Genomic DNA, 16,616 nt, shown 5'->3' with positions numbered 1-16,616 from the left:
AGGGTGCCGTATCTGGTGGGGGCCGGATTAGATGTAGAGGCTGCCATGTCGGAGACATTGTTCCATTTCGACAAGCGCGTCAGGCGGATTGCCAAGAAAAATCGCAAACTGGCGCGCGGTCATACGAATTTCATCGACGGAACCGGCGTGATCCGCCAGCGTCCCACGCGCAAACTGACCGCCCTGCCCATTCGCGGGTTGATGATCATTGCGTTTTGTTTCTTTGCATTCAAAGGTTTGCTGATCGCCCATCAGGGCGTTGTGCAATACGAAGACCGGCTTGACCTGCTGGCGGCCGGTAGCATTTTCGAACAAGGCGCCGCTTGGGTCATGCAAGTCGACCCTGTAGCCATGTGGTTCGCAGGCCTGCTAAGCGCTATTGTCTGAGCCTTTCACCTGAGGTCGCAAAACGCCTCAGGTGGTTCCGGGTCCGCCGCTTCCCCAAGCCAAAAGGCGGACCCGGCCGAAAACCACAGCGATTGACCCACATGCAAAAAGACCGCGCCTGTTGCCAGGTCGCGGCCTTTTTTTCGACTTTAAAGAAGTCTTAGAAGTTTGGTTGCCGTGCAATGCGGTCGATGTCGGCGCGCGACAGACCAATATCGTTCAGCTCGGCGTCGCTGAGGCTGGAGAGCAAGGTGCGGGTCGCACGTGCATCTTTCCATTCCTGAATGCGGTTGATCATGATCGACACGCTGCGACCAATGCGATCCCCAAATCCGGCAACTGCGATTTGGGCGGAATTTTCTTCATAAACGGCCATCTCGGGCACTCCTGGCTACGGCGCCATTCGGGCGCAAGTTTTCATACTGCGCAACTAATGGGCAACAGCGCCGCAAACAAGTGCAGTCTCTGCATAGCCCCCTTGCATTCCCGTCATTGCTCAGAACACAACTAAGCCACTGATTTAGATTAATAAATTACCGAAAAACAAATCCCAGAACCCACGACACAGGCCATTCCGCCGCAGGTCGACGACTTGACAAGGCAAAACCGACTCATCGCAGCGCCCCAAAGGTTTCTCTTGGCGTTTGTTCTCGTTTCGTGCTAGCGAAACAAAAAAGCAACAAAGTCAGGGCAGTCATGCGGGTTCTGGGCATCGATCCGGGTTTGCGCAACCTCGGGTGGGGCGTGATCGACGTTTCAGGCAGCAAATTGCGCCATGTGGCCAATGGGATCTGCCATTCAGAGGGGACAGACCTCGCGCTGCGGCTGATGTCGCTGCACCGGCAATTGACCGATGTCCTGCAACGCTATGCCCCCACCACCGCGGCGGTGGAACAAACCTTTGTCAACAAAGATGCGGTCGCCACCCTAAAACTGGGTCAGGCGCGCGGCATTGCCTTGCTTGTCCCGGCGCAGGCGGGTTTGACTGTTGGCGAATATGCCCCCAACAAGGTAAAGAAATGTGTGGTCGGCGTCGGACATGCCGACAAGACCCAGATCGCACATATGGTGAAGATGCAATTGCCGGGGGTCGTATTGGCCGGGCCGGATGCGGCGGATGCGCTGGCAATTGCCATGACACATGCGTTTTATGTGCGCGCACCCGGGGCAGCATCCGGGCGCGCATTGCGAGAGGTGCGGGCACAATGATTGGCAAGCTTTCGGGGCGGATTGATTACCGGGGCGAGGATCACATCCTTCTGGATGTGCGTGGTGTTGGCTATGTTGTCTATTGCTCGGACCGAACGCTGGCCGGGCTGCCCGCTGTTGGCGAGGCTGTGGCGCTTTATACCGATCTGACGGTGCGCGAAGATCTCTTGCAGCTTTATGGCTTTCCGTCGCTGGTGGAAAAGGAATGGCACCGCCTGTTGCTGACGGTGCAGGGTATCGGCGCAAAAGCCGCCCTGGCGATCCAGGGCACACTTGGCCCGGATGGGGTCAGCCGGGCAATTGCCCTGGGCGACATCAACGCAATCAAAGCGGCCAAGGGTATTGGCCCGAAGACGGCACAACGTGTGGTGCACGAGTTGAAGGACAAAGCCCCGGCAGTGATGGCCATGGGCGGCGCACAGGCCGCAGAGGTCGACGAACTCGGTCATCGAGGACGCGACCCCGGTGCCGGAGCCCCGCCCCGCAGCCAAATCAGCGGCCAAACCCGCGCCCAAAGCCAACTATGCCCAGGCCGAGGCGCTTTCGGCGCTTGGCAATCTTGGCTATGCCCCGGGCGAGGCCGCCGGCGCGGTGGCCCAGGCCGCTGGCGAGACGCCAGAGGCCGACACGGCGGCGCTGATCCGCGCTGCGCTGAAACTTCTGGCCCCAAAGGGATAGGGTGAACACGGGATGAGCGAACCGGACCCCACCCTGCGCCCCGAACCGCGCCCCGAGGATGCCGACCGCGCGCTGCGGCCGCAGCAATTGTCGGATTTCATCGGTCAGGCCGCAGCAAGGGCCAATCTGCGTATTTTCATTCAATCCGCCCGCCAACGCGGCGAAGCCATGGATCACACGCTGTTTCATGGCCCGCCGGGGCTGGGCAAGACCACGCTGGCCCAGATCATGGCGCGCGAATTGGGGGTCAATTTTCGCATGACCTCGGGCCCGGTTCTGGCCAAGGCAGGTGATCTTGCGGCGATCCTGACCAATCTAGAGGCACGGGATGTGCTGTTCATCGACGAAATTCACCGGCTGAACCCGGTGGTCGAGGAGATTTTGTATCCCGCGCTGGAAGATTTCGAACTGGATCTGGTGATTGGCGAAGGCCCGGCGGCGCGCACGGTGCGGATCGAATTGCAGCCGTTTACCCTGGTTGGGGCGACCACGCGGTTGGGGCTTTTGACCACGCCGTTGCGGGATCGTTTTGGCATTCCGACACGGTTGCAGTTCTATACTGTTGATGAGTTGCATGAAATTGTCAGCCGCAACGCCACCAAACTGGGCGTGCCCGCCGACAGCGACGGCGCGCGCGAAATTGCCCGGCGCGCCCGTGGCACCCCCCGGATCGCCGGACGGTTGCTGCGCCGGGTTGTTGATTTTGCCGTGGTCGAAGGCGACGGCCATATCACCCGCGCGCTGGCCGACAATGCGCTGACCCGGTTGGGGGTGGATCATCTGGGGCTGGATGGCGCGGACCGCCGGTATCTGGGGCTAATCGCCGAAAATTATGCGGGCGGACCTGTGGGGATTGAAACGCTGTCTGCGGCTCTCAGCGAAAGCCGGGATGCGCTGGAAGAGGTGATCGAACCCTTTTTGTTGCAACAGGGATTGATCCAACGCACCCCACGCGGGCGCATACTGGCGCAAAAGGCCTGGACGCATCTGGGAATTGCACCGCCGCGCGCGCCGGGGCAGAGCGATTTGTTCGCCAAATAGCCTCTGACCTCCCCGTCATTCGCGTGAAAAGAAGGGGGCCAGCCCCCTCGGCCTTTGGCCTCACCCCCGGGATATTTTTGGTCAGATGAAGGGCAAGGCAGCGCTTTTCAGGTCATGTTCACACTTGCCCCGCCGCTTGCCTATGGGGCTGTTTCACGCCACCATGGCGGCAAGATCATGATAGGAAAGCTGAACAAAATGCGTCTCATATCCCTGATTGCGCTGATCTTCTGGGCCCTGCCCGTCTGGGCCGAAAACCGGATTGCGCTGGTGATTGGCAATTCCGACTATGCGCGGATCGGCAAGTTGGCCAATGCCACCCATGATGCCCGGCTGATTTCCGACAGTTTGCGCGCGACCGGCTTTGACGTGACGGTGCTGACCGATCTGGACGAAGATGCGATGGGGCTGGCGCTGGATCAATTTGCCGAAGACGCGCAAAGCGCGGATGTGGCGGCGGTCTATTTTGCGGGGCATGGTGTGCAATATCAGCGGGTGAATTATTTGATGCCGGTGGATGCCAATCTGCGCAGCGCTGCCGCCATCCCGCGCGAGGGCCTGTCGCTGGATCAGATCATGCAGGCGCTGACACCGGTGCCGGTGTCGCTGATCTTTCTGGATGCATGTCGCAACAACCCCTTTGCCGAGCAGCTTTTGGCCCAGGCCCGCGCCGAAGGACGCAGCGCAGCCGTCAGCCGGGGATTGGCGGTGGTGCAGGCGGAGGGCGATCAATTGGTGGCCTTTGCCACCCTGCCCGACACCGTGGCCAGCGATGGCACCGCTGGCAATTCGCCTTTTGCCCGCGCCCTTGCCCGCCATATCTCGACCCCTGACGTCGAGGTTTCGGTGATGATGAAGCGGGTCACCGCCGATGTCATGCAAGAGACCGATGGCTCCCAGCGCCCGCAGCAGCTGAGCCAGATGCAACGCGAATTCTATTTCAATGGCGCGGCGGATGATCCGGCGCCACGGCCCAATACACCCGATCCGATCCTGTCGGTGTATCCACTGCGGGTGGCCGTCGACGACGAGGTCGCGATGATTGCCGATCTGCCAGCCGCCTGCACACCGTTCTTTTTCGCGCTTTCCCCTTCGGCCAAGTTTACGCCCATCCCGCGCAAATTCTTTCGGACCTTCGCGCTGGCCTCGGGTCAGACCCGGTACGAGATTTCGCCGGGCTCACGCTATGGGCTCAAGGTTTTGCCGGAGGACGAAAAGGGCACCAACCTGGTTGGATATATGTGCGAACCACCGTCCGGCACAGATCAGGCAGTGCTCAAGGCGCTGCTGCGTGAAGGTGTTCAGGCGGCGCAGAACGGCGTTGAAGACGGTGAAGTCAGCGCGATGGGGGCCAGCGCCCGGTTCCAGATCCGCCCGTTTGAGATCGAATAGGCGCGCCGCAGGAGCGCGTTCATGACGCCCTTTTGACGCAGCGCCCAAGGGTGCTGGCGCGGGTATCTGAACGGCGCTTTGATCGGGCCTGCGGGGGCTTTGAACGCCGGGGCACGTAACTTTGTCAGCTGCCTAGGGATCTTTGGGATCAGGCGATTGCGAAACGTTAAGACGCCGGGGCAAGCACCAGTTGAACCCGCCGGTTGCGCGCGCTTAGCGGGTTGGCGGGATCGGCCAACCGCTGGAAACCAAACCCGACAGCTTCGATCCGCGAGGCCGGGACATCGGCGGCGGCGGCCACGAAATTGGCAACGCTCTGCGCGCGCGACAGTGACAGACGTTCATTATATTCCGCCGCCCCCTTGGCATCGGAATGGCCCATGAAAATAAGGATGTAGCGCGAGAAATCATCGCTGCGCAGCACATTGGCCAGATCCAGCAGCTGGCGCATTTGATCGGGACGGATATCCGAGGAATTATAGTCGAACAAAACCTCCAGATCGACAGAGGGCAAAGGTTCTGCCGCAGCGGATGTATCGTCGCCGGTCACCGAGGCCGGTGTGACATCGACGTCTTCGCGATCAACAATGCCCAAGTTCACCACATCATCGATGGTAAAGTCGACCCCGCCGTTTTCCGGGCAATTGGCCCGGTCGCGCAGACAACGTTCCATCGCACCACCGCCCACAGTTTCGGACGCTTGCGGCGCCTCGGTCGGTCCCCCCAGATCAAAATCATCCAAGGTGATCACCGATTGCGCCGCAACGGCGGCTGCAAACCCAATTGCCGGGATCGAACAAAGCAAGACGCGAAAAAATGACATATCAATGGCCCACGTGGAATCAAGGAATGACAGCAGCTTAGGCTTTTGCGCGTCAAAGTTCAAAGGATCACGACAGCCCAACGGCGCATGTCACCGGCCCCGTGGGCCTGCGCATGCGGCCAGTGTCGGCGATGATGGGGTCAATAAAAGCTCTGCGGGTCTATATCGACCGCCAGCCGCAGATTTCCTTTTAACGGGAATTGCGCCACCCATTGCGCCAGCGCCCCTTGCAGCGCCACGCTTTTGTCTGCCTTGACCAACAGCCGCACGCGATGCCGCCCCCGGACCCGTGCGATGGGGGCCGCGCCGGGCCAAAGACCTGGGCCCCGACCCGGCGCAGCGGAGCATCATTGCGCGCCAACGCATTGCCAAGGTCAAACACCTCCTGGGCGTCGGTGGACGACAGGATGATGCCCGCCAACCGGCCATAAGGGGGCACGCCGGCCTGACGCCGTTGATCCGCCTCGGCGCGCCAGAAGTCTTCTTCATCGCCGGCGAAATCGCGCGGATCACCGGGTGCTCGGGTTGATGCGTCTGGATCAGGGCCATGCCCGGTTTGTCGGACCGCCCTGCCCGACCGGCCACCTGACGTACCAATTGAAAGGTCCGCTCTGCCGCGCGAAGATCGGACCCATGAAGGCCCAGATCGGCGTCGATCACCCCGACAAGCGTCAGCAGTGGAAAGTTATGGCCCTTGGCCACCAATTGGGTGCCGATGATGATATCAGCCTCGCCCCCGGCAATGGCCGCGATCTGATCCTTTAGCGCGCGGGCAGACCCGTACATGTCCGACGACAATGTCGCCACCCGCGCATCCGGGAACAGCGCCACCGCTTCTTCGGTCAGCCGCTCTACCCCCGGGCCAACAGCGGCCAGACGATCTTCGGCCTGGCAGGACGGACAGACCGTCGGCATTGGCTTGGTCTCGCCGCATTGATGGCAAACCAGCCGCTTCAGGAACCGGTGCTCGACCATGCGGGCATCACATTGGTCACATTCAATCTGGCTGCCACAGGCGCGGCACAATGTGATCGGCGCATAGCCACGCCGGTTGATGAACAACAGCGATTGCTCGCCACGGGCCAGACGGGCCGTGACCGCCGCTTGCAAGCTTGGCGAGATCCAGCGATGCGACGGCAGGGTTTCGTTGCGCATGTCGATGGCGCGCATCTCTGGCAGGACCGCCGCGCCAAATCGCGATGTCAGCTCCAGCCGGGTATATTTGCCCGCCTCGGTATTGGCCCAGCTTTCCAGACTGGGTGTGGCAGAGGCCAGCACCACCTGCGCGCCTTCGATCGAAGCCCGCAAAACCGCCATATCACGCGCATTATAAAGCACGCCATCGCCCTGCTTGTAGGAGGTATCATGTTCCTCATCGACCACGATCAGACCAAGATCGCGGAACGGCAGGAACAGCGACGACCGAGCGCCGACAACCATCTGTGCGCCGCCCTCGCCCACCATTTTCCAACAGCGCCGCCGTTCGGTCTGGGTGATGCCGGAATGCCATTCAGCGGGCTTCGCGCCAAACCGCGCCTCGACCCGGGTCAGAAATTCCTGGGTCAGCGCGATCTCTGGCAAAAGCACCAGCGCCTGTCGCCCCCGGCGCAGGGTATCGGCCACCGCCTCCAGATAGACTTCGGTCTTGCCCGATCCGGTGACCCCGCGCAAAAGCGTGGTGGAATAGCCCTGGTCGCCGGCCTGTTGCAGATGCGCCGCCGCTTTGGCCTGATCATCGGTCAGGGATTTTCCCGACATCTCCGGGTCCAAAGTGCGATACGCCACGTCGCGCGGCGCTTCTTCTTCGCGCACCACCCCCTGTGTCGCCAGCCCCTTGATGACCGAGGTCGAGACCCCGGCCATTTCCGCCAGTTCCTTGAGCGTGAAGGCCAGATCGCCGTATTCCTCCAGCGTGGCCAATACGGCCCGGCGCGCCTTGGTGTCGCGGTCCGGCAGCCCCACACCCCGGCGATAGATCTTGCGCATGCCGGGCGTGTCCCCCAACCCCGGTGCACGTGTCGCCAGCCGCAACATCGCGGGCAACGGTGTCAGCGTATAGGCCCCGGCGCGGGTCAGAAAATCGCGCATCCCGGCACGCATCGGCGCGCTGTCCAGCACACGCTGCACCTGACGCAGTTTGGCACGATCAAAGCTGCCCTCACCTTCGCCCCAGACCACGCCCAACATCCGCCGCGGCCCCAAAGGCACCTCGACAAAAGCGCCCAGATGGCACCCGCCTTCCGGCGCGAGGTAATCCAGCACACCAGAGCGGTCGCCCATCGCCTGAGTAATCAGGACCCCAAGACGGTCGCCCTCATCAAAATAGCTGCGACTCATTTTGGTGTGACCCATCCCTTTGCCTGATCCGATCCCCATCCAACCTGAGGTATGTCAGCGCCAAACAAAAGCCAAGATGGCAGCGCCCCCCCCAAAAACAGCGCGCGCAAAACCGACATGACGGATGGCCAGGACAGGCCGCGACATTCCCCTGAATTTCATTCAAATCCATTTGATTTCAATATGTTATTCTCCGGGATACGGCCCAGACACTTTATCAACAGGTTTATCCCCATTCCATCCAAAGTTAAAATTTGTTTAATATTGGAACGATCTGCGCGCCATCTGCGGCCCTGGCCCCTGTGGATAACTGAATTGTTGACTCTGAGGCACAACTTAAAGAAACACACGAAACATGCTCAATAAATTGACGAAATGAGCTTGGTGACCTGCTAATGTCTGGCCGAAATCAAAGGGAATCGCATGACCTCCAGCCTCAAGATCGACGACGACCTCCGCGCCCGCATCATTTCGCGCCCTTCTGTCATTCTCGACGATAAGGACGTGATGCACGCCCTGATCGCTGCCAATGAAAAGGCGATGGGCACCAATATCGTTGATCTGCGCGGCATTGCGATGGAACGGCTGGAACGCCGTCTTGACCGGCTGGAAGACACCCACCGCAGCGTGATTGCGGCCGCTTATGAAAATCTGGCGGGCACAAATCAGGTTCACCGCGCGATCATGCGCATGCTGGACCCGCTGAATTTTGAGGATTTCCTGCACGGACTAGGCGGCGAAGTGGCCGATATCCTGCGTGTCGACAGCGTGCGGCTGGTGCTGGAAAGCAACGAACGCGCGGATGACGATCCCGCAATCCGCAAACTTGGCGATGTGCTTATGGTCGCGGAACCCGGATATGTATCGCAATACCTGACCGAGGGGCGCATGGGCGGTCTGCGCCCGGTAACCCTGCGCCAACTGGCGGCCGGGGACAGGGCCATTTTCGGGGACAAAGCCGACGATATCCGCTCCGAGGCCTGTTTGGCGCTGAACTTTGGCGAAAAACGCCTGCCCGGCATGCTGGTCCTCGGCGCCGAAGACCCGCATCTGTTCACCCCGCAGCAAGGCACTGATTTGATGGCGTTTTTCGGGGGCGTTTTCGAACGCACCATGCGCCGCTGGCTGGCGTGAGCGCCAGCACGACATTCATTTCCCCCGCAGCGCGTGATGCGCTGGAAACCTGGCTGACGCATTGCCGCGCGCTCAGTGGTCAGGCCGAGGCCACGATAGACGCCTATCGTGCCGACGTGCTGGGATTTCTCGCCTTCATGACCAACTACCATGGGGGCGCTCAGGGGTTGACCCCGCTCAGCCGCATCGGATTGCGTGACATGCGCGCCTGGATGGCCGCCACACGCAGCCCCGATGTCGGCTCACGCAGCATGGCGCGCAAGCTTTCCGCCGTCAAAAGCTTTTACCGCTGGCTGGCCGAACGCGAAGGGTTTGAACCCACCGCCGTTCTGTCGACCCGCGCGCCGAAATACACCCGCAAACTGCCCCGCCCCTTGGCCGAAGATGCCGCGCGGGCGATGATCGACACAGTGGAATTACAAAGCCAGACCAATTGGATAGCGGCCCGCGATGCCGCCGTCGTGACCCTGCTGTACGGCTGCGGCTTGCGCATTTCCGAGGCGCTTGGCCTCAACCGCCGCGCCGCGCCGCTGGGCGACAGCCTGCGGATTTTCGGCAAGGGCGACAAGGAACGCATTGTCCCGGTGATCCCGGCCGCCGCCCGCGCCGTAGACAGCTATCTGGCGCTCTGCCCCATTGCCGGCGATGGCGATACGCCGCTGTTTCTCGGCGCGCGCGGCAAACGGCTGAATGCGCGGCTGGTCCAAAAAGCGATGGAACAGGCGCGGATGCAACTCGGCCTTCCTGCCACCGCCACGCCACACGCCATGCGCCACAGTTTCGCAACCCATCTGCTGAACGCCGGCGGCGATCTGCGCGCGATCCAGGAATTGCTCGGCCATGCGTCGCTTTCCACAACCCAAGGCTACACCGGAATTGATACCGCCCGCCTGCTCGAAGTCTATGACCGGGCACACCCCAAGGCTGGCTAGTGTCCTGATCCTAATCTCTTCGCCAAAGCCCCCCGTCTTCTTCTGTTCACAAATATCCTGGGGGTTTGGGGGCAAAGCCCCCATTATCGCCCGCCGCAATGCAGGACATACCCCGGGTTGCGCTCTTACTTCCCGGCCCGCAGGGCCAGAAGCGCCGCTGCGGCCTTCATGCGCAGGTCGGATTCCTGACGCGCCCATCCCGCAACGCGCCGGATCCGCTCCGGGTCTCCATGATTATCCGCCCCCGCCAGCATGCGGGCCCACACCACCTGCAACAGGACCTCGCGCGTCAAACACATGAAATCATGCGCCAGGGGGGATGGATCGAACGCGTCCAAAACCGTGGCACGCGACATCTGCCAAAGCGTTCCATCCATGCCTTCTTGGCTCAGAAACGCCTCAAATGCCGCCCCCGGCGCTCCCCCAAGCAACCGCGTGACCAGGGCCCGCTCATGAATGCCATTTGCCCCTTCATAGATCTGCGTGATGCGGGCATCGCGATAGGTTTGTTCAACACGATATTCCGTCAAATACCCATAGCCCCCCAGAACCTGCATCCCCAGTTCCGCCGCCCGCACCCCGACCTCGGTGCAATGCACCTTGGCCACGGGCGTCAGGAACGCCACCAGATCGGGGAGTTGCCGCGCGCCATGGCCACGAAACACAAATGGGCAATGCCCCGACCGCCCAGAGCCATGGCATCCATCCCATCAATCATCCGGGCCACATCGGCATGATCAGACAAGACCGCAGCCCCGCCATCCGCGCGACGCCCCTGTGTGCGCGCGTCGCCATAGCGGCGCGCAATATCCCAGGCACGGGCGGCATGGGCGACCCCCTGAAGCGCGACGTCACAGCGCGCATGGTTCATCATGGTAAACATCGCCGCCAGCCCCTGACCCTCGCCCCCAATCAACTCTGCCTCCGCCCCATCAAAGACCAAATGGCAGGTCGGCGAGGCATGAAGCCCCATCTTTTCCTCGATCCGGCTGACCTGTACCGCATTTCGGCTGCCATCACGTCGGGTGCTGGGACATAGAAACAGCGACAACCCCTTGACGCCAGCGTCCGATGTCCGCGCCAGAACCAGATGCAGGATCTCTGCGCTCAGATCCTGATCCCCGCCCGAGATAAAACTCTTCTCACCGGTGATGTGCCAACCGCCCTCATCATGTGCACGACACCGGATGCGCGACAAATCCGACCCGGCCCCCGGTTCCGTCAATGCCATCGTGGCCAGCGCCGCCCCAGAGGCCAATTCGGGCAGATATTTTGCCTTTTGGGCCTCGGTGCCGAACCGGTTCAACACACCAACCGCGCCGGGCACCAGACCGGTAATCATTTGCAGGCTGTGGTTTGCGCCGGAAAACACCTCGGATGTGACCGCCAGCAACAGCGCATCCATGCCTTGGCCGCCGTATTCCTCGGGCACGGTCAACCCCGGCCAGCCCTGATCTGCATAGGCCCGATAGACCGCGGCAAAACCTTCCGGCATGTGGACGCGGCCGTTTTCCAACCGGCATCCCTGTGCATCACCGGGGGCATCCAGTGGCGCGATCTCGCCCTCGGCGAAGGCCGCGAAATGGTGGGCGATCTCTGCGGTCAGGGTCGGGTCAAATCCGGTGACCGATCCCGCCATGGCAACATGGTTCAGGCTGAAAAGGATGTCATCCAATGGCGCTTTGAAGGGGGTCACGGGCAAATCCACCGCTTTGATCTACATATTCCGGCCAGCCCCACGGCCCGCCGCAGGCTGGCAAATTCGTCTGGTAAATTCGTCTGGGCAAATCCGTCCGGGGAAATCAGCGGCAAATTCGCAGCCCCCCGGAACGAATGCCCCTACATCAACCCAAGCAAGCGCGCGGCATTGTTCTTGGTGATGTCTTCCCGCAACGCGTCCTTGATCGCGATACCTTCGAAATCAGACAGCCAGCGTTCCGGGGTGATCATCGGCCAATCCGACCCGAACAGCACCTTCTTGCGCAGGATCGTATTGCAATACCGCACCAGGATATCCGGGAAATAGCGCGGCGACCAACCGGACAGGTCGATATAGACATTGGGTTTGTGTTGCGCGACGGCCAGCGCCTCTTCCTGCCAGGGAAAGGATGGATGCGCGAGGACGATTTTCAGATCCGGGAAATCAACCGCCACATCGTCCATATACATCGGATTAGAATATTTCAGCCGCATGCCATTGCCGCCCCGCATGCCCGATCCGACCCCGGTTTGACCGGTGTGAAACAGGGCAACAACGCCCTCTTCCTGAAGCACCTCGTACAAGGGATAGGCCATGCGGTCATTGGCGAAAAACCCCTGCATGGTGGGATGGAACTTGAACCCTTTGACACCATAATCGCGGATAAGGCGGCGGGCCTCGCGCACGCCCATCTTGCCCTTCCAGGGGTCGACACTGGCGAATTGGATCAACACATCCGAATTCTGCGCAACCAATTCGGCCACTTCATCGTTGCTGTACCGGCGATAGCCGGTCTCGCGTTCGGCATCGACGGGAAAGATCACCGCCGCAATGTTCTGGGCGCGAAAATGTGCGGCGGTTTCCGGGATCGTCGGCGGATGTTCCCAAGGCGCGCGAAAATATTTCGCCATCGTGGATTGCAGATCGTCATAGCCATCATCGCTGTGACAGCCACAGGGTTCCTCGGCATGGGTATGGATGTCGATTGCACGGACCTTGGAAATATCAATCATTTCGGTCTCCTTGTCGGTGGGGTGCCCTGCGCGCAGACGGGCCGTCAGGGCCGGATAAGCGGGCCGGATAAGCGGGCCGGTTTCAAAGTGTGACAACCGCCGGATCATCATCGGCATAAAGCCGGTCCAGCAGATCCTTGCGCCGTTCCAGTATCTTGCGGAAATTCAAGTTGCCTTTGGCGGTCATTTCGCCTGCGGGCATCGAGGCCGGTTCAGCGACCAAAATCGCCCGCGCCACCCGTGTCGATGAACCGGACTGCTGCGCGGCCCGTTCGGTCAGGCGTTTGTGAACCTCGGCCAAAAGCGCGGCATCATTCAATGCGCCATCCTTGTCGCTCAGCCCATATCCGGCGCGTTCAAGCTCGGCCAGCGCGGGGAAAATCATGACGCCGATTTCGTTTCGATCCGCCCCGGTCACCACCAGATCCGCAGCCAGGGGCAACAGACCGCTCAACATGTCGAGCCGCAGTTGCGCGGCGCGCACCCAGGTTCCCGTCAGCAGCTTGAAGTCTTCTGATATCCGCCCGTCAAACCGCATGCCCCGGCTGAAATCTCCGGGATCGACAAATTTCATCGCATCCCCGGTGATAAAGAACCCTTCGTCGTCAAACGCGTCTCGGGTTTTCTCTGGCGCTTCGAAATAGGATGTCATGACATTCGCGCCCTTGACCCGCACCTCACAGCGCATGTCGTCATCCGGGATCAGTTTGACGGTCACCCCGGTCAGGGGCACCCCCACCACGCCGGAGCGGTCGGTCGGTTCCTGTTGCATCATCGCAGAGGGCGCCGTTTCCGTCAGCCCCCAGGACGAGGTCATCAACGGCACTTCGCCTTTGACCTCATACGCCATGGTTTCCAATCCCTGCCACACATCCTGGGGCAGCGAAGCGCCGGCATAGAACATCAGATCGAGATCGGCAAAGAAGCGGCGGCGCAGGTCGGCATCATCCTCCAACGCCTTGACCAGCATGGCATATCCCACCGGCACGTTGAAGCTGAGCGTGCCGGTCTGGAGGTTCAGGTTTTCCAGCGTGCGATCAAACTGGCCTTTTACCGGCTTGCCATCATCGACATAATACGCCCCGCCATTGGCCAGCATCATATTGAAATTGTGCGACCCGCCAAAGACATGGTTCCAGGGCAGCCAATCGACCACCACCGGTCTGCGGTCCTTCAGGAACGGCATGCTGTCGGCCAGCATTGTCTGATTGGTGCACATCATCCGATGGGTGGTCATCACCCCCTTGGGGGCCGAGGTCGACCCCGATGTCATCAGGATCTTGGCCACCGTATCGGGGCCGACCTGGGCATATGCGGCCTCCAGATCAACGCCGGCGTCGCCCCGGAGCAGGCTGTCAAAATCGGTCACGCCGGGGCGATCCGCCACCTGGCTGGCCACCACTTCGATGCCCTCAAAACACGCCATGTCCAGCGCCGCGCCATATTGCGCGGCATTGACCACATAGGCCATTTTGGGCCGCACCAGTTCGACCGCGTGGCGCAACCGGCCATGTGCGCCCGCAATCAACGAATATTGCTCGGCGACAGGCACAATCGGCACACCGGCATATTGCGCGCCCAGCGCCAAAAGCCCGTGATCGACACCATTGCCCGACATGATCAGGATCGGCGTCGTCTGGTCCATGCCCCGCGCCAGCAATGCGCTGGCGATGCCGCGCACCTTTTCCAGCGTGCTGGCGTAACTTTCTTCCCGCCATCCCGGCCCGGAACGTTCCGCAATGAAAATCGCATCCGGCGTGGCATCCGCCCATTGGTGCAGCCAATCGCCGGTGCGTGCCACCACCGGGCCAAGGTCATAGGCCGAGCGATAGAGGATCGAACCGTCGTCACGCACTTGATGCGTGACCTCATGTGGTCTGAAATTCGTCGTGCGTTTCATGGGGCCTCCCCCGTACCTGCACGCCAGATCGCCCCCATCAGCGTCTGTATACGGTTGCGATCTTCTTGCGAAATACCGGCGAACAGGCGCGCCTCATGCGCCTGCACCCTGGCCCGCGCATCATCATAAAGCGCCACACCCTGCAAAGTCGCCTTTAGCGCATAGGCACGTTTGTCGGTGGGCACCCGATCGCGCAGGATCAGCCCTCGGCGTTCCAACTCATCCAGAATGACCACCAGATTGGGCCGTTCAATGTCCAGTGCATCCGCCAATTGCGCCTGACGCAACCCCGGCGAAGACACCACAACCGCAAGCGCCGAAAAGGTCAGCATCCGCAGATCCAGCGGTTTCAACGTGGCATGAAGATCGGCCTGAATGGCGCTTTGCGCGCGTTTGATGTGATAGCCCAGCAGCTCGTTCAGAACATCATCTGCGCGCGGTTGCGCCGGGCCGTGTGTTTCAACAGGATCAACCATGGCGTTACCGGAACTTCGGATCGCGCTTTTCGAGAAAGGCTTTCAGCCCCTCGATCGCATCCGGGCTTGTCTGGGTCAGGGCAGCACAGAGACTCTCGGTAAACAGGCCATCCTGTTTCGACATATCCTCTATCCGGCTCAGGCCCTGGATCATGATGTAGTTTGACAGCGGCGCATTGGTTGCGATCCGCGCGGCCAGTTCCTGAGCCTTGGCCAATGCTTCGCCGGTGCCAACGCTGTAATGTGCCAACCCCAGCGCGAGACCCTCTTCTGCGCCGTATTTGCGCCCGGTCAGCATCATTTCGATCATCCGATCCGCGCCCAGAATGCGGCCAATCCGAACCGAGGCCCCACCACCGACAAAAATCCCGCGCCGCCCCTCGGGCAATTGGAAGATTGTCGAAGGTTCGGCAATCCGCACATGGGTGGCCGCCGCAATTTCCAATCCTCCGCCGATCACCGCACCATACATCGCCGACACCACCGGCAGGCCGCCATATTGAATGCGGTCCATCACCTGATGCCAGCCACGCGAATGGCGCATCGTGCCTTCGGCATCGCGTTGTTCATGTTCCGAAAGATCCAACCCGGAACAGAAATGCCCTTCGGTGCCGGTCAGCACCACCACCTTCACCTCGTCCGGCGGCAGTGCAAAAAACGCGTCGATTTCGGCCAGAAGGGCGTCGCACATCGCATTGCGCTTGTCGGGGCGAATTCATTGTCAAAGTGGCGACGCCATCCTTGATCTCGATATTCAGATATTGCGGCAATTTCATCAATTTACATCATCCTCAGCGGGGCGGCAGGCGCACCGCGCCATCCAGTCGGATCACCGATCCGTTCAAATAGGGATTGCCGATGATGTCACCGACAAGCTGCGCATATTCTTCCGGGCGACCCAGCCGCGCGGGAAAAGGGATATTGGCGGTGATATTGGCGGTCACCTCTTCGGGCAGACCTTCCATCATCGGGGTATGAAACAGCCCCGGCGCAACCGCCATCACCCGATCCCGGAGCGGGCAAAATCCCGCGCGGCCGGCAGGCTCATCGCGGCAATCGCCCCCTTGGAGGCCGCATAAGCCGCCTGTCCCATCTGGCCATCTTCATAAGCGACAGAGGCGGTGTTGATCACCACGCCACGTTCCCCGTCGTCCAGCGGGTCAAGCGTCAACATGCGCCGCGCCGCGTGGCTCATCACGTTATAGGTGCCGTAGAGATTGACCTTGATCGTCTTGTCAAACACATCAAACGTCGGCGCGCCGTCGCGGTTCACGACCTTGGCGGCCAGCCCGACACCGGCGCAATTCACCGCAATGCGGGCCACCGTGCCAAATTGATCTGCCGCCTGTTCAATCGCGGCATCAACTGCGGCCGCGTCACTGACATCAACCTTGAACGCCGCGCCACCGATGTCCGCAGCCACGGCATCACCGCGCGCCGCATCAAAATCGAGAATGGCCACCCGCGCGCCCAAAGCCGCCAGATGGCGCGCGGTTGCTGCGCCAAGCCCACTGCCACCGCCGGTGACAATGGCGGCCTGTCCTTTGATCTTCATAAGACGAATCCCCCCGATTCCTGAATATAGTTATATCTCA

At 61.1% G+C, this 16,616-nt stretch carries 14 protein-coding genes and 3 pseudogenes; 7 read left to right on the top strand and 10 right to left on the bottom strand.

What is annotated here, in order from left to right:
• The first annotated feature begins 45 nt into the window (after positions 1-45).
• Complete coding sequence (locus tag AC0L4F_RS11920) at positions 46-387, top strand: hypothetical protein (protein WP_244688664.1); 342 nt, start codon at positions 46-48, stop codon at positions 385-387.
• A gap of 160 nt (positions 388-547) precedes the next feature.
• Here AC0L4F_RS11920 and AC0L4F_RS11915 read toward each other — a convergent pair whose 3' ends face one another.
• Complete coding sequence (locus AC0L4F_RS11915; RefSeq protein ID WP_244688662.1) at positions 548-763, bottom strand: DUF1127 domain-containing protein; 216 nt, start codon at positions 761-763, stop codon at positions 548-550.
• Positions 764-1,083: 320 nt separating this feature from the next.
• Between AC0L4F_RS11915 and ruvC the strand changes: the two genes are divergently transcribed.
• From ruvC to AC0L4F_RS11895, 4 genes and pseudogenes are all read left to right on the top strand, one after another.
• Positions 1,084-1,596, top strand: coding sequence for a crossover junction endodeoxyribonuclease RuvC (ruvC, locus tag AC0L4F_RS11910; protein ID WP_244688660.1), 513 nt, complete (start codon positions 1,084-1,086; stop codon positions 1,594-1,596).
• A pseudogene (ruvA, locus tag AC0L4F_RS11905) lies at positions 1,593-2,274 on the top strand (Holliday junction branch migration protein RuvA). The gene ruvC and the pseudogene ruvA overlap by 4 nt, the downstream one beginning before the upstream one ends.
• Positions 2,275-2,286: 12 nt before the next feature.
• A complete protein-coding gene (ruvB, locus tag AC0L4F_RS11900; RefSeq protein ID WP_244688657.1) occupies positions 2,287-3,315 on the top strand; it encodes a Holliday junction branch migration DNA helicase RuvB in 1,029 nt (342 codons plus the stop codon).
• A gap of 198 nt (positions 3,316-3,513) precedes the next feature.
• Complete coding sequence (locus AC0L4F_RS11895; protein ID WP_244688655.1) at positions 3,514-4,707, top strand: caspase family protein; 1,194 nt, start codon at positions 3,514-3,516, stop codon at positions 4,705-4,707.
• A gap of 166 nt (positions 4,708-4,873) precedes the next feature.
• On the opposite strand, the gene AC0L4F_RS11890 is transcribed toward AC0L4F_RS11895, so the two are convergent.
• Positions 4,874-5,530: an OmpA family protein gene (locus AC0L4F_RS11890; protein WP_244688653.1), complete on the bottom strand. Its 657-nt coding sequence runs from the start codon at positions 5,528-5,530 to the stop codon at positions 4,874-4,876.
• A gap of 140 nt (positions 5,531-5,670) precedes the next feature.
• A pseudogene (locus tag AC0L4F_RS11885) lies at positions 5,671-7,867 on the bottom strand (primosomal protein N').
• A 423-nt stretch (positions 7,868-8,290) separates the two neighbouring features.
• Here AC0L4F_RS11885 and AC0L4F_RS11880 point away from each other — a divergent pair.
• Together AC0L4F_RS11880 and AC0L4F_RS11875 are read left to right on the top strand one after the other, a co-directional pair.
• Positions 8,291-9,001, top strand: a complete 711-nt coding sequence (locus AC0L4F_RS11880; protein ID WP_244688650.1) for a DUF484 family protein — start codon at positions 8,291-8,293, stop codon at positions 8,999-9,001.
• A complete protein-coding gene (locus AC0L4F_RS11875; RefSeq protein ID WP_473446428.1) occupies positions 8,998-9,933 on the top strand; it encodes a tyrosine recombinase XerC in 936 nt (311 codons plus the stop codon). The genes AC0L4F_RS11880 and AC0L4F_RS11875 overlap by 4 nt, the downstream gene beginning before the upstream one ends.
• Before the next feature lie 125 nt (positions 9,934-10,058).
• Here the strand turns inward: AC0L4F_RS11875 and AC0L4F_RS11870 are convergent, their stop codons facing one another.
• From AC0L4F_RS11870 to AC0L4F_RS11840, 7 genes and pseudogenes are all read right to left on the bottom strand, one after another.
• The gene (locus tag AC0L4F_RS11870) at positions 10,059-10,598 is read right to left on the bottom strand and encodes an acyl-CoA dehydrogenase family protein (RefSeq protein WP_244688648.1); all 540 of its coding nucleotides are present in this window, start codon (positions 10,596-10,598) and stop codon (positions 10,059-10,061) included.
• On the bottom strand, positions 10,547-11,629 hold the full coding sequence (locus tag AC0L4F_RS11865) for an acyl-CoA dehydrogenase family protein (protein WP_244688646.1): 1,083 nt from the start codon (positions 11,627-11,629) through the stop codon (positions 10,547-10,549). The genes AC0L4F_RS11870 and AC0L4F_RS11865 overlap by 52 nt, the downstream gene beginning before the upstream one ends.
• 143 nt (positions 11,630-11,772) lie before the next feature.
• The gene (locus AC0L4F_RS11860) at positions 11,773-12,645 is read right to left on the bottom strand and encodes an amidohydrolase family protein (protein ID WP_244688931.1); all 873 of its coding nucleotides are present in this window, start codon (positions 12,643-12,645) and stop codon (positions 11,773-11,775) included.
• Positions 12,646-12,727: 82 nt separating this feature from the next.
• Positions 12,728-14,545, bottom strand: coding sequence for a feruloyl-CoA synthase (locus AC0L4F_RS11855; RefSeq protein WP_244688644.1), 1,818 nt, complete (start codon positions 14,543-14,545; stop codon positions 12,728-12,730).
• Positions 14,542-15,021 carry a MarR family winged helix-turn-helix transcriptional regulator gene (locus tag AC0L4F_RS11850; protein ID WP_244688642.1) on the bottom strand — a complete coding sequence of 160 codons (480 nt, stop codon included), beginning with the start codon at positions 15,019-15,021 and terminating at the stop codon, positions 14,542-14,544. Before AC0L4F_RS11850 ends, AC0L4F_RS11855 begins: the two co-directional genes overlap by 4 nt.
• Positions 15,022-15,025: 4 nt before the next feature.
• Positions 15,026-15,712, bottom strand: a complete 687-nt coding sequence (locus AC0L4F_RS11845; protein WP_473446426.1) for a crotonase/enoyl-CoA hydratase family protein — start codon at positions 15,710-15,712, stop codon at positions 15,026-15,028.
• Between the two features lie 100 nt (positions 15,713-15,812).
• Positions 15,813-16,576: pseudogene (locus tag AC0L4F_RS11840) on the bottom strand (SDR family NAD(P)-dependent oxidoreductase).
• Between the last annotated feature and the right edge of the window lie 40 nt (positions 16,577-16,616).

The sequence above is a fragment of the Marinovum sp. J2-8 genome (genome assembly GCF_055808435.1).
This window is presented reverse-complemented; position numbering and strand designations above follow the sequence as displayed.